Genomic DNA, 16484 nt, shown 5'->3' with positions numbered 1-16484 from the left:
GACATCAAACCCAAACAGAAAAATCAAAATTGGATCAGGCGCTGTAACGGTATTTCCACATAATCTTGACGATTGTTGAGTTCGTAACCCAAATCGTAGATAATTTTCTCCAGCACATAGCCATCCAGCAAGACTTGCAATTCTTGTTCGGTCTTTGGCAAAAAGCTGTCTTTACTAGCAATTTTCAGATAGCTATTCAAGAAAACAGCGCTCACCCAGTTACACCAGAAATTCGCCCATTGTTGCATTAAGGGAAGATTTTCTGGGCGGATGGTGCCGTTTTCGATCTCGCGGCGGAGTGCAATGCTAGCGGCATGATAGAAAGATTCTAGCATTGCCGCTACATCTCGCAGGGCCGATCGCTTCATGCGCCGTTCGCTTAAAGTGCGCGTCGGGTCTCCTTCAAAATCGATAATTACAAAGTCATTGCCGGTGTAAAGCACTTGTCCGAGATGATAATCGCCGTGATAGCGGGTACGCATAGCAGTAATCTTTTGTTTGAGGACTAACTCGAAGCGTCCCAGAAATTCTTCTTGGCGATACAGAACAGAATGTGCCAATTTTTGGAGATCGGGCGGTAATGACTTGAGTCGTTTTTGCAACAACAAAAATACTTGCCCTGTGAGGTTGCGTGCGTATTGGTAAATAGAACGCTGATAAAAAGATGAAAAAGGTTCTGGGGCAAAATCGGGATTTTCTAGATCGGAAGCTAGGGTAATGTGCAATTCGGCGGTAGACTGACCTAACAGTTCGGCTAAAGCTAGGTAGGAACCGATCGTTTGCCTTGCCAATTCGGGAATTTCTGCTGCCTGCAATTCTAACAGCGATCCGGAAAAAACGGGTACTAAAGTAGTTGTCGCCTGTTGCGACATGACGCGATCGAAGTAGTCGCGCAAGCTATCGAGTGTGTAATCCCAACTATTTCTGGCATCTTGGATATATTGTTGCAATATCCCCACAGTTATGGGTGCGCTTTTGGCACGGCGGTACTCCAGTTTCCCAGCTAGGGGGGCAAAGTGTTTCAAGAGTTTTTTCTCGCCCAAAAAGTGGCGGATTTCCAGATCTGGGTTAATGCCTTCGTCGAGTTTGCGGAAGAGTTTGAGAATGAAACGATCGCCGTAAATTACAGAAGTATTTCTGTGTTCGCCTCTGAGAAGATGGGGTTCCAAATCTGCATTTGCTGTTAGCTGCGAGAACAGATCGGTTGTAGTGCCAACCAGTTCTCCTGCCATTCCTTTGAGGGTACGATCGTGCGCGATCGCATCCAGCAGGGAAGTCAGACAATTTTTATCTGCGATCGCATCAAACAAAACACCATTTTCCTTTTTACCTTGTACTTGAAGACGAGCGATCGCACAGGCGTTATTTTCTGCCAAAAACTGCTTCCCTTCTTCGCCTTCTGCGTAACCTAACAGCAGCAGGTAAGTTTGCGGTTCTCCTTGGGTATATTCTACGCGCAACCAAACTATCCGCGCTTCTTTTTCCTTGCCAAAAATCGGCACTGCTTCCACAATATGCGCTGCGGAAATAGTGCGCTCTTTTTCGCTATACCAAGGACAGGTGTACAGGTAATCGGACAAAATAGATTCCAGAGTTGTTTTCGACTCCGGTTGGACAAAAATATTATCCCACTTACCGTTAGCAACTAAAGCTGTCAGTTGTGTTTGCGGTTTTGGCAGTTGGGTTAAGCTGGGTTGCAGCTTGAGGGTAAACCAATAAAATGCGTAGGGACTGATGCTGATAAAGTACGGCGACTCGCCGATGGGGGGAAATTGAGTGCGACCGAAAATTTCGATCGGCACCATACCTTTGAAGGGCGATAAATCTAATTCCACTGTTTGCACAAAGCGGGATAAATTCGCCACTACCAAGATATGTTCTTCAGCGTAGGTGCGGGTGAAAGCAATTACTTTGCGGTTTTCTGGGTGGAGGAATTCAAAACTGCCTTTTCCTAATGCCTCGAAACGCTTGCGGGTAGCGATCAAACGTTTCATGAAATACCAAAGGGAATTAGAATTTGCCCGTTGCGCTTCTACGTTGATTGCTTCGTAATGATATTCCGATTCGACGATAATCGGTAAATACAATTTTTGGGGATTGGTGCGACTGAAACCGGCATTGCGATCGGCACTCCACTGCATCGGTGTGCGGACGCCGTTGCGATCGCCTACGTAAACGTTATCTCCCATACCAATTTCATCGCCGTAGTAAAGTACGGGCGTACCTGGGAGAGACAGCAGCAAACTATTGAGCAATTCGATCTGACGGCGATCGTTTCCTAGCAGAGGCGCTAAACGGCGACGGATACCCAAGTTTACTCTCATTTCCGGGTCTTGGGCATAGACGCGATACATATAGTCTCGGTCTTCATCTGTCACCATTTCCAGGGTTAGTTCGTCGTGATTGCGAAGGAATAATGCCCACTGACAGTTATCGGGAATCGAGGGAGTTTGCTTGAGAATATCAATAATGGGGAAGCTATCTTCCATCCGCAGCGACATGAACAAACGCGGCATGAGGGGAAAATGGAAGTTCATGTGACACTCATCCCCGTTGCCGTAATATTGTGCTGCATCTTCAGGCCATTGATTTGCCTCTGCTAGCAACATTCGGTTGGGGTATTTGGTGTCGATGTGCGATCGCAATTGCTTGAGGAACTGGTGCGTTTCTTCCAGGTTTTCGCAATTCGTTCCTTCCCGTTCGTACAGATAAGGTACTGCATCCAGGCGCAGTCCGTCTACTCCCATGTCTAACCAAAAATTCAACACCTCCAAGACGGCTTTTCGCACTTCTGGATTGTCATAATTGAGGTCTGGTTGATGGTAGTAAAAGCGATGCCAGTAATAAGCTTTTGCCAGCGGGTCCCAAGTCCAGTTAGAGGTTTCAAAATCTTTGAAGATAATTCTCGCTTCCCGGTATTTTTCGGGAGAATCGCTCCAAACGTAAAAATCTCTTTCCTTGCTGCCTTTCGGTGCCCGTCGCGCCCGCTGAAACCAAGGATGCTGGTCGGATGTATGGTTGACAATTAATTCGATAATTACGCGGATATCTCGTTGATGAGCTGCTGACAAAAATTCTTTAAAATCTGACAGCGTACCGTAAATTGGATTGACGCTGGTGTAATCGGCAATATCGTATCCATCATCTCGTAGCGGCGACGGGAAGAAGGGCAGTACCCAGAGTGCGGTGACTCCTAAATCTTGTAGGTAATCTAGTTTTTCTGTTAGCCCCCGAAAGTCGCCGATGCCATCACCGTTGCTATCGGCAAAGGCACGCACCGGTACTTCGTAAATGATGGCGTTCTTAAACCAGAGGGGGTCGTCATTTGATATTGAGTTTGGCATTTTCTCCACAGTCGATCGATTTTAGATTTTAGATTTTGGGTTTATCCCCAGTTGGTTTCAAACTACAAGCGGTCTTCGACTTATTTTAAGTTTTCACGGCGACCTTCGTCTCTCACTGACGATGTAAATTAGAGTTCTCAGTCTGTTTCGCGGCAATATACCTAAAATAGGATGCTTTTGCCCGATCGGTAACATTTATTTTATATTTACGATAATTTAGATATCTATCTTAAGTATTATTGCAATCTTTCGATACAGGAGTTAATGTTAATGTTTGGACAATATAAAAAATTGCCATGACTTTTCAACGCTGTAGTGGAATTTTATTGCACCCGACCAGTCTGCCGAGTCGATTTGGGATTGGTGATTTGGGAAAATCGGCTTACGAATTCGTGGATTTTTTAGCAAGAAGCGGTCAAAAGTTATGGCAAGTTCTACCGTTGGGGCCAACGGGATACGAACATTCGCCCTATACGATGAACTTTAGTGCCTTCGCAGGCAATCCTCTGCTGATTAGTCTGGATTTATTAGCAGAAGAAGGATTATTAAGCCCAGACGAACTGATAGATTTACCGCCTAGTGCAGATGTGGCTGCGAATAAAGTGGATTTCGATCGCGTTATCCCCCACAAAGCTAAATTGCTCAAAGTAGCCTACGAACGGTTCCAGCAATCTTTGATTAACAAACGCCATACTGTATTTGAACAGTTTTGTCAGGAGCAGTCATATTGGCTTGATGACTACGTGCTGTTTATGGCATTAATGGAAGCCAACCACGGCAAGAGTTGGAATCATTGGGAGAAAGCGATCGCCAGACGGGAACCTGACGCGCTCAAAGTCCAAGCAGAACATTTAAAAGAGCGCATCGCGTTCCACAAGTTCTTACAATTTAAGTTTTTTGAACAATGGCGCAAGCTACGCAATTATACGAATAATAAAAATATTAAAATAATTGGCGATGTTTCTATTTATGTCTGCCATAATAGCGCTGAGGTTTGGGGAAATCCAGAAATCTTTAAACTCGCTCCGCAAACATTAGAACCAGCTTATATTGCTGGCGTTCCTCCAGATTACTTCAGCGCCACCGGACAACTGTGGGGAAATCCAGTTTATAACTGGGATAAACTGCGAGAAACGAACTATGCTTGGTGGCTCAGCCGATTTAAGGCGACGCTGCAATATGTAGATATAGTTCGCATCGATCATTTCCGAGGTTTTGAAGCGTATTGGCAAGTACCGGCAGGGGAAGAAAATGCCATAAATGGTGAGTGGATAAAAGCGCCGGGAGCAGAATTTTTTGAAACTCTGCGGACTACTTTGGGAAGTTTGCCTGTGATGGCAGAAGATTTGGGTATTATCACGCCGGAAGTGGAAGAATTGCGCGATCGCTTCGATTTTCCCGGTATGCGAATCTTGCAGTTTGCGTTCAGCGAAGGTACTGACAATGCTTACTTGCCGCACCACTACGTAAATAATTGTGTAGTCTACACGGGAACGCACGACAACAGTACAACATTGGGGTGGTGGCAGCAAGCCAGTACCAAAGAAAAGCCACTGCTGGCTAAATACTTCGGTTATTCTTCTCCTGAAGACATCAAAGAAGTTAATTGGCTTCTGATTCGAGCGGCTTTAGCTTCGGTGGCTGACTTAGCGATTATCCCACTTCAAGATATTTTAGATTTGGACGATCGCGCCCGCATGAACGACCCCAGTATCATTCCCGGTAACTGGCGCTGGCGCTACGACAAGTCGGAAATTCTGACAAAGGAATTGAGCGATCGTCTTTTAGAGCTAACCCAACTTTACAGTAGATAAGCAATATCTACTGCCGGAATCGAGGGTTATTTTTACCGCAGATGTAGGCAGATAAACGCAGATAAACGCAGATAAGAGAGCGATTTTTTGACTTTTTTCCCTGTGTGAGATTATCGATCGCAAGTTACCTGTTGTTCTTTTCTCCCCCACTCCCCCACTCTCCCACTCTCCCTAATCCGGCTTCAATGCCGCACGAGCTAATTTGGCATAAGTTTTTACTGTTTGATAAGGCATTTCCAAATCTTCGGAAATCGCTTGTAACGATTCGCCTAACTCGCGCCGTGCGAGGATAGTTGCCCAAGTTTCGGCAATTTCTCTGGCTCGATCGCCTCCCGTGCGTTTACGCTGGAGGATAAATATTTCCGTAAGTTGGGCAATCCTTTCGGCTAGCAAATCCTCGACTGAGGGTGCAGCAGGCGCAGGCTCATCTTGACCCATCAGCCATCCCAAGCGCGTTTGTCCCAATCCAAAGGTAGTTTTGTGACCCGTTCCGCAATAGGGTGCAAGTTGTCCCAAAGCAGAGAATAACTGCTGAAACTCAGGTTGTGCTTGACTTGCTTTGCTCAGACCGTATTCGATCGCACCTGTAAATCCGGTCACCGATCCTTTCTTTCCCGCTTGCACCTTAGACGAATCTAGCTTGACGCGATGCACGACAACGCACTCATCCACCCAAGCGAGGAAAGCTTCTTGGTCGAACGACATCCCGGAAAAGTCATTCCAACGACGCAGATAGCTATGAAAAACATTGATTGGCAAGGGTAAGGGAAAATGATGTCCTTTGCGACGAAAACTCGTAGGTGTCAAAAAACTTAACTTCAGGGTCGATGACGATGAACGCTGGGATTTAAATAGTTGGGTGTAGGTGGTAGCAGGATGGGAAATTTGACACGATCGAATCGTTAACGACACATCGCGCAAGTTAACTTCTGCTGGCATCGCTTCCATCCATTTTGCTAACCATCGCACTACCCTAGATGACAAAGCCGTCACGTACCAGCGATAAGTTTGTCCGCCTTGCACTTGTAATTCCCTGCCACTGGGGAGTAATGGCCCATCCAATCCGGAAATTGTAAACGGTTTCTCGGATTGTCCGTCGTGCAGGTAAGCCGATAAATCCGGGTCGATCGATCGCACTCGATCCAGCAACCAAGCATGAAGTCCGATCGCATACTGAGGATATAAAGAACCATCAGCACCCGCTTCTAATTCAAATACTAATCCTACCAGTTCTGTATCGTCTGGCCAAATCAGGGTAGGTGCGGATTGCTTGGTGCGCTGGCGGCGGCGTCCGGTAAGCTGAGGCATTAGTTTGACCTATCTTTGCAAGACTCAAGCTTTGCGTTAATTTTCCAGTTCTTGCTTGGTATTGTACTTCCTTTCCATCCCCTTGTGGGGAAGACTCGCTCGCGATCGCAATTATTATTCCGCAGACGTTTCCATACCCAGAAGTTAAAAAAATTTGCTATAAATAGCATCCAATAAGCCTGTGTCGATCGCGCTGCGCTAGCAGAAAGATTCGCCGTACCTCTGTCGCTTTGGTGATTACCAAAGGTATAGGTATTAGTGTGACTCGACTTAAGGATTAAAAATTTCGAGGTAAAGCCGCCACACAAGTCGCAAATTGTAAATAAAGCAACGACACTTTTTTGAAAAGTTGGCTTTACTTAGAAAAAGACAAGACTGATTTAGGAGTTCTCTATGAAATACACTTTTGATTTGCTCGGAGTGTCTCCAATTTTGTACTTTTTTAATCAGCAGCAAAAGGTTGAAGAACAAACAGCGCCAGCCGGTGTGGAATACGTGGGAGCGTATAAATGCACCCTCGATGCGTTCATTGAATCTGTCGAACCTGTGCCGCCAAAGCGAGGTTGGGATATGGATGAAGTTGTGGATACTGTGATTAACTTCTGGGTACACAACTCAGACACCATCCAGTATTGGAAAGAGCGATTGAAGGACGCCGGCAACGAAAATGTCCTGGTAGCGCGAGTCGGCGATATCCAGTCCTTAAAAGCTGAATTTGAATCCCTACTCGGCAAGAAGGGTTGAAAAATTCTCACCTGCTGAATAAAACTTATTTGCAAATACCAAGATTTGTGATAATCTGCTGTAAGAGCGTTTCTGGTGGCTGCGAGGCATCTACAATAATTGCCGACTTCGGCTCCTCAAGGGTATCAAACTGACTTTGCAGCAGCTCTTTATTCATAAAGTGGTTCTGGCGCGATTCCAATCGCTTCTGAATCAGCTCGAAGCTGCCCTTGAGGTAAACCAGTCGTATTCGATCGGGGTCAATATCGAGCATCTCGCGATAGGTAGATTTTAAGGCGGAACACGCCAGAACGATATCGCGTTCTTCTTGCAGCCATTGTGCGATCGCCCGTTGCATTGCCAATAACCAGGGTATGCGATCGGCATCGCTTAAGGGAATACCTTTACTCATCTTCTCGACATTAGCAGAGGAGTGGAATGAGTCCGCGTCGCTGAAACTCCAATTTAGTGCGGATGCCAGCATCTGACCAATGGTAGATTTACCGGAACCGCTCACACCCATGATTATAATCACCATTTTATTGCGATGAAATGTTGATGATTTATTAATACTTAAGAGCGGGAGATTTGCCGCTCTATCTTAATCTTCCTTCAAATACTCGCCTCTTACTAAAGCAAGAAAAGTGATAGTTACCATAATTGTTAAGATTATGCCTCAAGAATAGGGAAGAGGAATTGAGTACTAGATAAAATTGATTGTAGGTCTAAAACAATACAGGGGGTTAGCCAATGTCCATAGAAAGTGCCGATCGGTTTTTAGAAGCTGCTACTCAAGACACAGTTTTACGAGAAAGACTCAAAGCCGCAACGAGTCCAGAAGAATTCTTAAGAATTGCGGAGGGATTGGGCTACAGCTTTACAACTCAAGAATTAAAAGCTGTAGTTAAAGAAAATAGCGAGGCAGTGACCCTGAGAAGAAAAACAGGCATTTGGCCTTGGCTGCGTGAAGTTAGCTGGGTTTGAAATATTCCTCCCCTGCTTTACAAAGCAGGGGAGATCTGCTAAAATTAAACAGCATTAAGTTTCTAACTGCCAGGAAAAATAAAATCATTCATAGCGATCGCACTAACTTGCACGCTGTTGATAAAGGCTAAAACTTCGCGAGTTTGAGTCACAGCGATCGAAGTGGCATGATTGCCTTGGACAAAACCTTAATTATAACTCAATTGAGTATTTAAGTCTATATTTAAATAGACTTAAATACAAATTAAGTGAAGTTTAACAATACTTCTCAATTTTCCGTATCGTCACCAAAACGAATAATATCATCTTCGCCAAGATATTCTCCGTTTTGCACTTCAATCATTACCAGCGGAATCACACCTGGATTTTCAACCCGGTGAGGCGTGGACATAGGAACGTAAGTAGATTCTTTTTGTTTGAGCAGAGTTTCTTTACCATCGCAGATAACTTTAGCCGTACCGGAAACAACAACCCAATGTTCGCTGCGGTGATAGTGCATTTGGGTACTGATGTGATGACCGGGTTTGACCTCAATGCGATTAATTCTGTAGCGTTCCGCTTCTTCTAAAACTGTCACCGTTCCCCAAGGTCGTATGCGAGTTTTAGCAGGTTCGGAATTCAAGGTCGCCGTCATAGTTTGTTCGTCATTTTGATTTTCTGGCATAGCACTCTCCTCAAATTTACTTGTACCTTGTTTTAAGGGAAATAATTATTAAGTTCAAGACAAAGGTGAGCAGATTGGCGACAATCACCGGGAGATCGTTTTTGGCAATTCCATAGATTAACCACAGAAACACACCCAAACTGAAAGTAATCAGCATTCCAAACGAAAAGTCTTTCGCTGATTTGGATTGCCAAGTTTTAATTACTTGAGGCAAAAATGCGATCGTCGTTAAGGTTCCCGCTAATAAGCCCAAAACAGTCAGCAAATCCATAGTTATTTTTATCGCTTAACCATTACAGCTGCACCAAGCTTTAACTCAGCACTAAAGCGGTTGGTGACAGACCGCTTCGATATTATAGCCATCTGGGTCGAGGACAAAAGCCGCATAATAATTCGCGTGGTATTGCGGTCGCAATCCCGGCTTGCCGTTGTCGGTTGCGCCAGCTGCCATAGCCGCTGTATAAAAGGCATCCACCGCACCTCGCGTAGTAGCTTGGAAAGCAATGTGGAAGCCCGGTGAAGGTGCTACAGCTGTCGTGAGATCCTGTTTGCGACCGATCCAAAAGATGGGCTGACCGTTGGGGCCATAGCTTGCCACTTTTTTACTGCCCATATCAACAGCAAAGCAGCGCTTAACACCGAGTGCTGCCAGTACCTTATCGTAAAACGTCAGACTTCGCTCAAAATCTGAGACGCCGATCGAAATATGGTCAATCATAGTAATGTTTGCTTTGCCTAAAAATTTGCTGGAATTTCCTCAATTGTTGTATGCTGTGGCGAGCAATGCCAACAGTAATTCCCGTAGAAAGCTATGCTTAGCTTACTGAAGCAACGCTTACCCAGGCTGGCATTTTGGACATTAGCTTGAGAGTTTACCTTTACCAATGTCTAAATTTTTACCGGGAGTCTACCATACCCTATTCGCTGTTGCAACGATCGCTGCACTGTGGATGGGCGCAATAAAAAACAGCAACGCTCAGAGCTCGGCCTTTAGCATATCGCAGCCCAGTAACGGCTCGACACCAGATTCTCTAGTTAACCGACGTGCGATAAGTGTCATCGGTCAGGGTCTGGTCACCGCACCGGCAGACACGGCTCGCCTGGAATTTCGCTTCGCCAATCGCGCACCTGTTGAGCCACCACCACCAGCAACAACCTTGACACCCGCACCAGAAAATCCTTCTTTACCTGAAGAGGAACCCCTCAAGCCTGTAGTTGATGCCCTAGTTGGCGTTAAAGTACCACAGGATAACATCACAATTGAAACCAGCTCCCTAGAAAATCCGAAGCTGCTGGTTAAAATCGACAAGCCAACTCGCGAACGGGTGCAAGAAGTTGTCAAAGTGGCAAGTTCCGCACTCAAAGGTAGCGATGCTCTGTTTATTCAAGGTATCGGTGCGGAGTATGCGGTAAATGACTGTCAGCCACTCGAACGCACCGCTCGCCGTATCGCACTCAAGGATGCACAGAGTCAGGTGAGTAGTATTGCTTTGGAAATGGGTGTGCAAGTTGGAGAACTTCTGCTGGTAACAGTTTATCCGATCGTCAGTCCTGCATCTGTTTCCGCTTGCGGTTCTAAGATTGCTGTTTCCACTTCCCCTTTTGCTGGATTCAGCGACAGTACACCCCCTTATAATCCCTCCGCTCCAACTGAGGTGCAAGTGAGGAGTCAAATCGGCGTGACTTACGCGATTAAGTAGGGGATAGGGAAAGTCAAAAGTCAAAAGTCAAAAGTCAAAATCCCGCCTATTCCTGCTTCCCTCTCCCCTCTCCCCTTCCTTTTTCCCTTTCCCCCTTTTCCCTAGCTCCTAGCCCCCAGCCCTAGTCCCGACGCCCTTTTTTGACTTTTGACTTTTGACTTTTGACTTTTCTAGCCCCTAGTTAGATCTAGGCACTGACAAGCTGCTGAAGTTAGAGTTGTAGAGACTTGGCTGAGAGTGCCGATCGCATTCCATCATAGCCAGAAACCGTCAGTTACTCAGGAAATAAACATGAGTTACACAACTGAAAGAGCAAGTTTGATTAGAGATTTGGATCGAGTTGCCAAAGCACGCCACGATGCCGCACGCTGTCTCTCTAAAATCGTTACTACTCTCACTCAAGCCGAGTCGGAAGGAGAATCTACCTCTGGTAAATTAGGTTTGGAAACATATATAGAAGATATCGAGTTAGCGAGAAAGAATTTACAGCACGGTGTATTTCGGCTCCTAGTTTTAGGAGATATGAAACGGGGTAAAAGTACGTTTCTCAATGCCTTAATCGGAGAAAACTTATTACCCAGCGATGTCAATCCCTGCACGGCCTTGTTAACGGTTCTCCGCTATGGCGAGGAAAAGAAAGTTACCGTTTATTTTAAAGATAACAAACCTCCTGAAAAGCTGGATTTTACAACTTTTAAAGAAGAATACACGATCGACCCTGACGAAGCCAAAAAACTAGAAGAAGAAAAAAAGCAAGCTTTTCCCGACGTGAACTATGCTGTAGTAGAATATCCCTTACCGCTGCTGGAAAAAGGTATTGAAATTGTTGATAGTCCGGGGCTAAACGATACAGAAGCGCGAAATGAACTTTCGCTCAGCTACATCAATAATTGCCATGCAATTATGTTCGTGTTCAGGGCAGATCAACCTGTGACGATGGCAGAGCGTCGCTATCTGGAAAATTATATCAAAGATCGAGGATTGAGTGTTTTCTTTTTGATTAACGCTTGGGATGAAATCCGCAAGGCACTCATCGATCCAGATGACGCGGAAGAGTTACAAGAAGCGGAAAATAAAGTGCGTCAAGTTTTTCGTACCAATGTATCGGAATACTGTCAATTAGATGGACAGGATATTTATGACGATCGCGTGTTTGAGATTTGTTCGATTCAAGCTTTGCGGCGGCGGATAAAAAACTCGGAAGAGTCTCTGGAGGGGACGGGATTTCCAGAGTTTATGAATGCGTTGAATACGTTTTTGACTAAAGAACGGGCAACTGCACAATTGCGGCAAGCGATAACTTTAGCACAGCAAAGTTATCACCGCGTTCGGTCAGCGATCGAACGTCGTATCCCTCTGCTAGAGCAGGATGTGGAGGAATTGAAACGGCGGATTGGTTCGGTTGAACCAGAATTTAAGAAACTGACGGAAATACGCGATCGCTTTAAAGATGAAATTGCCAGCACGCGAGATAAAAAAGCGAGAGCGATCGCCGATTCTTTTAAAGAATACATTCTCAATTTAGGCAACACATTTGAATCTGATTTCTTGCGCTATCAGCCAAATATAGGATTTCTCGATTCCCTCAGCAAAGGTAAGCGGGAAGAATTTAATGCTGCATTCAAACAAGCATTTGAGCAATACCTCAACGACAAAATTTCTGCTTGGGAACTGACAGCAGAACGACAATTGCAAGATGCCTTCGGACAACTATCTCAAAGCGCATCCGAGTACGGTTCTGCTTATACTAAAGTAGCAAATGCGATTAATGAGAAATTAATCGGTTCCAAGCTACACGCCGCTCAAGCTTTAGGTTATGAAGATAATTCGCCTGCTTGGGCGAGTTGGGCGATGGGATTTTTCTCATTAGCTTTGGGTAACGTTGCCGGCATAGCGCTTGCAGGCGCGGGATTCGATTGGAAAAATATTCTGGTAAACTCTCTGGCGGTAATCGGAATTTGGAGCTTTTTATCGATTTTTTCCATATCTTTGATTACCGGGCCGATCGGGGTTTTGCTGCTAGGTTTGGGTGTTGGTGCTTTGCAAGCCGAACAAGCTCGGAAAGAATTGATCGCAGCCACAAAGAAAGAATTTGTCAAGTATCTTCCCCAAATAGCACAGGAGCAATGGCAATCGGTTCATCAAGCGGTGAAAGATTGTTTTGATGCTTACGATCGCGAAGTCACCAAACGCATCAATGATGATATCAAATCTCGACAAGCTGAGTTAGATAATCTGCTCGAACAAAAGCTATCCCGCGAAATTAATCGCGATAGCGAATTAAAGCGTCTGAAAAGTATTGATGCTGAGGTGCTATCCGAATATCGCAATCTGGAATCTGTTTACGAGGATTTGTTGTTATTCAACGCCTAATCTGTAGGGTGGGCATTGCCCACCTTACGTCGCTTGGATACGTATTAATACCTTGAAGGTGTAATAAAGATGAGTTATAAAGTTGAAACAGACCGCTTTCTCAATGATTTGGAAAAAGTCGCCCAAGCGCGAGCTAAGGTTGCAATGTCTCTCAGCAAAATGGCTGATACCATAGCACAAGCCGAATCCCAAGGAAAGCAAACTTCTGGCGAACTCGGTTTGGAAAGAGAGATAGAAGACATCAAAGTAGCCAGCAAAAATTTAAGCAAAGGCGTATTTCGGCTATTGGTTTTAGGTGATATGAAACGAGGCAAAAGTACGTTTCTCAATGCTTTAATTGGCGAAAACTTATTGCCGAGCGATGTCAATCCCTGTACGGCATTGCTCACGGTGCTGCGCTATGGGCCAGAAAAGAAAGTAACTGTTTACTTTAAAGATGGGAAAAGTCCCAAACAACTCGATTTTAAGAGTTTTAAGCAGGATTATACCATCGATCCAGCCGAGGCAAAGAAACTAGAACAAGAAAAAAAGCTAGCTTTTCCCGATGTTGACTATGCTGTAGTGGAATATCCCTTACCTTTATTAGAAAAAGGTGTCGAAATAGTTGATAGTCCCGGACTGAACGATACAGAAGCGCGAAACGAATTATCTTTGGGTTATATCAATAATTGTCATGCGATTTTGTTTGTTTTGAGAGCATCGCAACCTTGCACGCTGGGGGAACGGCGCTATCTAGAAAATTACATTAAAGGACGGGGTTTGAGCGTTTTCTTTATGATTAATGCTTGGGATCAGATTCGCGAGAGTTTGATTGACCCGGATGATGAGGAAGAATTGCAAGAAGCTGAGGATAGACTGCGGAAGGTTTTTAAAGCTAACTTGGCTGAATATTGCGTCATAGATGGTTACGATGTTTACGATGAGCGAGTGTTTGAGGTATCGGCAATTAAAGCGCTGCGTAAACGCTTGAAAGATCCTAATGTTTCTCTGGAGGGGACGGGTTTTCCAGAGTTTATGGGCGCACTCAACATATTTTTGACGAAGGAAAGGGCGATTTCTGAAATTCGACAAGCGCGAACTTTATCGCGCCAAGCTTCTCATCGCGTGAGGGAAGCGATCGAACGTCGCATACCATTGCTAGATCGAAGTGTCAAGGAATTGAAAGAAAGGATTAGTTCGGTTGAACCGGAGTTTAACAAACTGACTGAGATTCGCGATCGATTCAAGGATGAAATTCAATCTTTACGAGATAGAAAAGCGAGAGCGATCGCAGATTCCTTCCGCACCTACGTTCTCAACTTGGGTAACACTTTTGAAACCGATTTCTTGCGCTATCAACCAGAAATACAATTTGGAGATTTCCTCGATGGAGCAAGAAGACAAGCCTTTGAAGTCGGACTCAAACAAGCATTCGAGCAGTACGTCAACGACAAATTATCCGCTTGGACTCTCACCGCCGAGCAAGAAATGAATGTAGCCTTTACACAGCTATCCAAAAGTGCGGCGAACTACGGTGCTTCTTACACAAAGGTAACTGACAAGATTACCGAAAAAATCACCGGGCAAAAAATATCCTACTCTAGCAATACATCAATAGAAGATAAATCTCCAGCCTGGGCAAATTGGGCAATGGGTTTAGTATCTTTAGCGTCGGGTAACGTTGCGGGTGCGGCGCTCATGGGAGCCGGTTTCGATTGGAAAAATATCCTGCTCAACTTAATCGCTGTAATTGGAATCAGCGTAGCGGTTTCTACTGTTTTCGGAATTGTTTTAGGCCCAATAACGCTGGCACTTGTTGGGTTAGGAATCGGTGTTTTCCAAGCAGATCGAGCTCGCAAAGAAGTCGTGAAAGCGGCTAAAAAAGAGTTAGTGAAATATCTGCCTCAAGTGGCAGAGCAACAATGGCAACCGATTCACGATGCCGTGAAACAGTGTTTTGATGCTTATGAGAAGGAAGTGAGCGATCGCATCGACGATGATATCAAATCTCGCAAAGCGGAATTAGACAATTTGCTTCAACAAAAAGAATCCCGCGAAATCAATTATAAGACCGAATTGGAACGTCTGAAAAAAATTGAATCGGATGTGGCTTCAGAATCGGGAAGTATTGAGTCAGTTTATCAGGATTTCCTGCAAGCGATCGCTTAAATAGCAATGTTCGTGGTTCATTAGATATCTCCAGAAAAGAATCTCAGAGACAGGCAGGATGCCTATCCCACAAGAATTTTTGGAGATGTCTAATAGACATCTCCAAAAATTCTGGGGTAGGATTTGCTCCGGACTTACGCAAAAATGACCTGAAACCCTTGATTTACCGTAGGGGCAATTCATGAATTGCCCCTACATTTCATACTTGATGCGTAAGTCCTATTGCTGAAATTCTGCGAACTCTTCGATCGAGCGGTTAACTAAACTGGAAGTAACCCTCTTTATCTGCTCAAGGTTCTCTGTAGCATTCTCAAGGGTAGAAGCGCTTGGAATTGATGCCAGGTATGGAGTTAGCAAACAGGCAACCTTAGCAGGCACAATCTATGAGTGACGAGATATTTAGGCAATATTTTCAAGCGATCGAACGGCAAATTGCCACCCTCAAAAGAGAACAAGTTGCGGGAGATTGGGAAGAAATTACGGCGACGCTGGAAAATTTACAACTGATTTACGAACAAATGCAAACAAACTTGGAGGCAGCCGAGGCTGTTGAGGAAAGGTTGCTTCGGCAGAATCAGCGCATCGCCGCAGCCTATCAATACTATCAAGGCTTGTTTCTCTCCTTGCCTCTAGCCTACTTGGTTACTGATGCCAATGGTGTAATCTTGGAAGCGAACCAAGCCAGTGCCCAACTGCTGAAAGTGCCACAAGCTTATCTGGCGGGAAAACCTTTAGCTGTGTACGTTGCACAGGGCGATCGTCCAATCTTTTATACCAAGCTGAACGAGCTTTCTGAGGCCAATGACATCGAGATCTGGCGGATTAACCTCTGTCCGCGAAAAGGTAAGCCATTTCCCGCCGAATTGAATGTAGCGATCGCACGCAATCATGCTGGAGAGATTCAGGGATTGCGGATTGCTGTATACAATATCAGCCGACACCAGCAAACGATCGCTGTGTCCGATCGACAACTCGATCGAGAAGTTACTCAAGCTCAAACAAATACTCCTGTATCGACCTTACCCCAATCCCTTGATGGTTTGCAGGTTCTCGTTGTCGATGACGAAGCCGATGTTCGTGAGTTTATCGCCGCAGTTTTAGAGTCGCACGGCATTCGCACGATCGCAGTAGCGACCGCAGCAGCAGCGTTAGAGGCGCTGGAGACATTCCATCCCAATGTGTTGGTGAGCGACATTCGGATGCCGAATGAAGATGGCTATAGCTTCATTCGCAAGGTACGGGAACTGGAAGCCCAGAAGGGATGGCATATTCCAGCCGCCGCGATTACTGCTTATCTAGACGAAGATCGGGAAAAGGCTCTTCTGGCAGGATTTGAGGCACATTTGCACAAGCTAGCTCAACCCAACGAGTTGATTGAAATGGTAGTTCAATTGGCCGAACGCGGGAGAGAGTTTTGAATTTTGAA

General features: G+C 45.2%; 13 protein-coding genes. 7 read left to right on the top strand and 6 right to left on the bottom strand.

The window, feature by feature from the left end:
- Positions 1-23: 23 nt before the first annotated feature.
- A complete protein-coding gene (gene treS, locus ACE1CD_RS20795; RefSeq protein WP_374826106.1) occupies positions 24-3344 on the bottom strand; it encodes a maltose alpha-D-glucosyltransferase in 3321 nt (1106 codons plus the stop codon).
- 296 nt (positions 3345-3640) lie between these two features.
- Here treS and malQ point away from each other — a divergent pair, with 296 nt between their 5' ends.
- The gene (gene malQ, locus ACE1CD_RS20790) at positions 3641-5158 is read left to right on the top strand and encodes a 4-alpha-glucanotransferase (RefSeq protein WP_374826105.1); all 1518 of its coding nucleotides are present in this window, start codon (positions 3641-3643) and stop codon (positions 5156-5158) included.
- Between the two features lie 171 nt (positions 5159-5329).
- Here the strand turns inward: malQ and cas6 are convergent, their stop codons facing one another.
- Positions 5330-6466: a CRISPR-associated endoribonuclease Cas6 gene (cas6, locus tag ACE1CD_RS20785; protein ID WP_374826104.1), complete on the bottom strand. Its 1137-nt coding sequence runs from the start codon at positions 6464-6466 to the stop codon at positions 5330-5332.
- A gap of 393 nt (positions 6467-6859) precedes the next feature.
- Here cas6 and ACE1CD_RS20780 point away from each other — a divergent pair, with 393 nt between their 5' ends.
- On the top strand, positions 6860-7210 hold the full coding sequence (locus tag ACE1CD_RS20780) for a hypothetical protein (protein ID WP_190465274.1): 351 nt from the start codon (positions 6860-6862) through the stop codon (positions 7208-7210).
- Between the two features lie 25 nt (positions 7211-7235).
- Here ACE1CD_RS20780 and ACE1CD_RS20775 read toward each other — a convergent pair whose 3' ends face one another.
- Positions 7236-7727 (bottom strand): gluconokinase, encoded by a 492-nt coding sequence (locus ACE1CD_RS20775; RefSeq protein WP_374826103.1) that lies wholly within the window; start codon positions 7725-7727, stop codon positions 7236-7238.
- Positions 7728-7939: 212 nt separating this feature from the next.
- Between ACE1CD_RS20775 and ACE1CD_RS20770 the strand changes: the two genes are divergently transcribed.
- Positions 7940-8173, top strand: a complete 234-nt coding sequence (locus tag ACE1CD_RS20770; RefSeq protein ID WP_374791304.1) for a Nif11-like leader peptide family natural product precursor — start codon at positions 7940-7942, stop codon at positions 8171-8173.
- A gap of 268 nt (positions 8174-8441) precedes the next feature.
- Here the strand turns inward: ACE1CD_RS20770 and ACE1CD_RS20765 are convergent, their stop codons facing one another.
- From ACE1CD_RS20765 to ACE1CD_RS20755, 3 genes are read right to left on the bottom strand one after another with little or no spacing between them, the layout of a single operon-like run.
- Complete coding sequence (locus ACE1CD_RS20765) at positions 8442-8837, bottom strand: phosphomannose isomerase type II C-terminal cupin domain (protein ID WP_374791302.1); 396 nt, start codon at positions 8835-8837, stop codon at positions 8442-8444.
- 16 nt (positions 8838-8853) lie between these two features.
- A complete protein-coding gene (locus tag ACE1CD_RS20760; RefSeq protein WP_374791300.1) occupies positions 8854-9108 on the bottom strand; it encodes a SemiSWEET transporter in 255 nt (84 codons plus the stop codon).
- Positions 9109-9159: 51 nt separating this feature from the next.
- The gene (locus ACE1CD_RS20755; protein WP_374791298.1) at positions 9160-9555 is read right to left on the bottom strand and encodes a VOC family protein; all 396 of its coding nucleotides are present in this window, start codon (positions 9553-9555) and stop codon (positions 9160-9162) included.
- Between the two features lie 166 nt (positions 9556-9721).
- On the opposite strand from ACE1CD_RS20755, the gene ACE1CD_RS20750 reads away from it, so the two are divergent.
- The 4 genes from ACE1CD_RS20750 (at position 9722) to ACE1CD_RS20735 (ending at position 16476) form a co-directional block, all read left to right on the top strand.
- Positions 9722-10537 (top strand): SIMPL domain-containing protein, encoded by an 816-nt coding sequence (locus ACE1CD_RS20750; protein ID WP_374791296.1) that lies wholly within the window; start codon positions 9722-9724, stop codon positions 10535-10537.
- Between the two features lie 291 nt (positions 10538-10828).
- Positions 10829-12910, top strand: a complete 2082-nt coding sequence (locus ACE1CD_RS20745) for a dynamin family protein (RefSeq protein ID WP_374826102.1) — start codon at positions 10829-10831, stop codon at positions 12908-12910.
- A gap of 69 nt (positions 12911-12979) precedes the next feature.
- Positions 12980-15058 (top strand): dynamin family protein, encoded by a 2079-nt coding sequence (locus ACE1CD_RS20740; RefSeq protein ID WP_374826101.1) that lies wholly within the window; start codon positions 12980-12982, stop codon positions 15056-15058.
- A 383-nt stretch (positions 15059-15441) separates the two neighbouring features.
- Complete coding sequence (locus tag ACE1CD_RS20735; protein ID WP_374791290.1) at positions 15442-16476, top strand: response regulator; 1035 nt, start codon at positions 15442-15444, stop codon at positions 16474-16476.
- Positions 16477-16484: the final 8 nt, after the last annotated feature.

Origin of the sequence: Aerosakkonema sp. BLCC-F183 (assembly GCF_041929145.1) — a bacterium.
Lineage (GTDB): Bacteria > Cyanobacteriota > Cyanobacteriia > Cyanobacteriales > Aerosakkonemataceae > Aerosakkonema.
The sequence above is the reverse complement of the archived record's forward strand: the minus strand, read 5'-3'. Positions and strand labels throughout refer to the sequence as shown.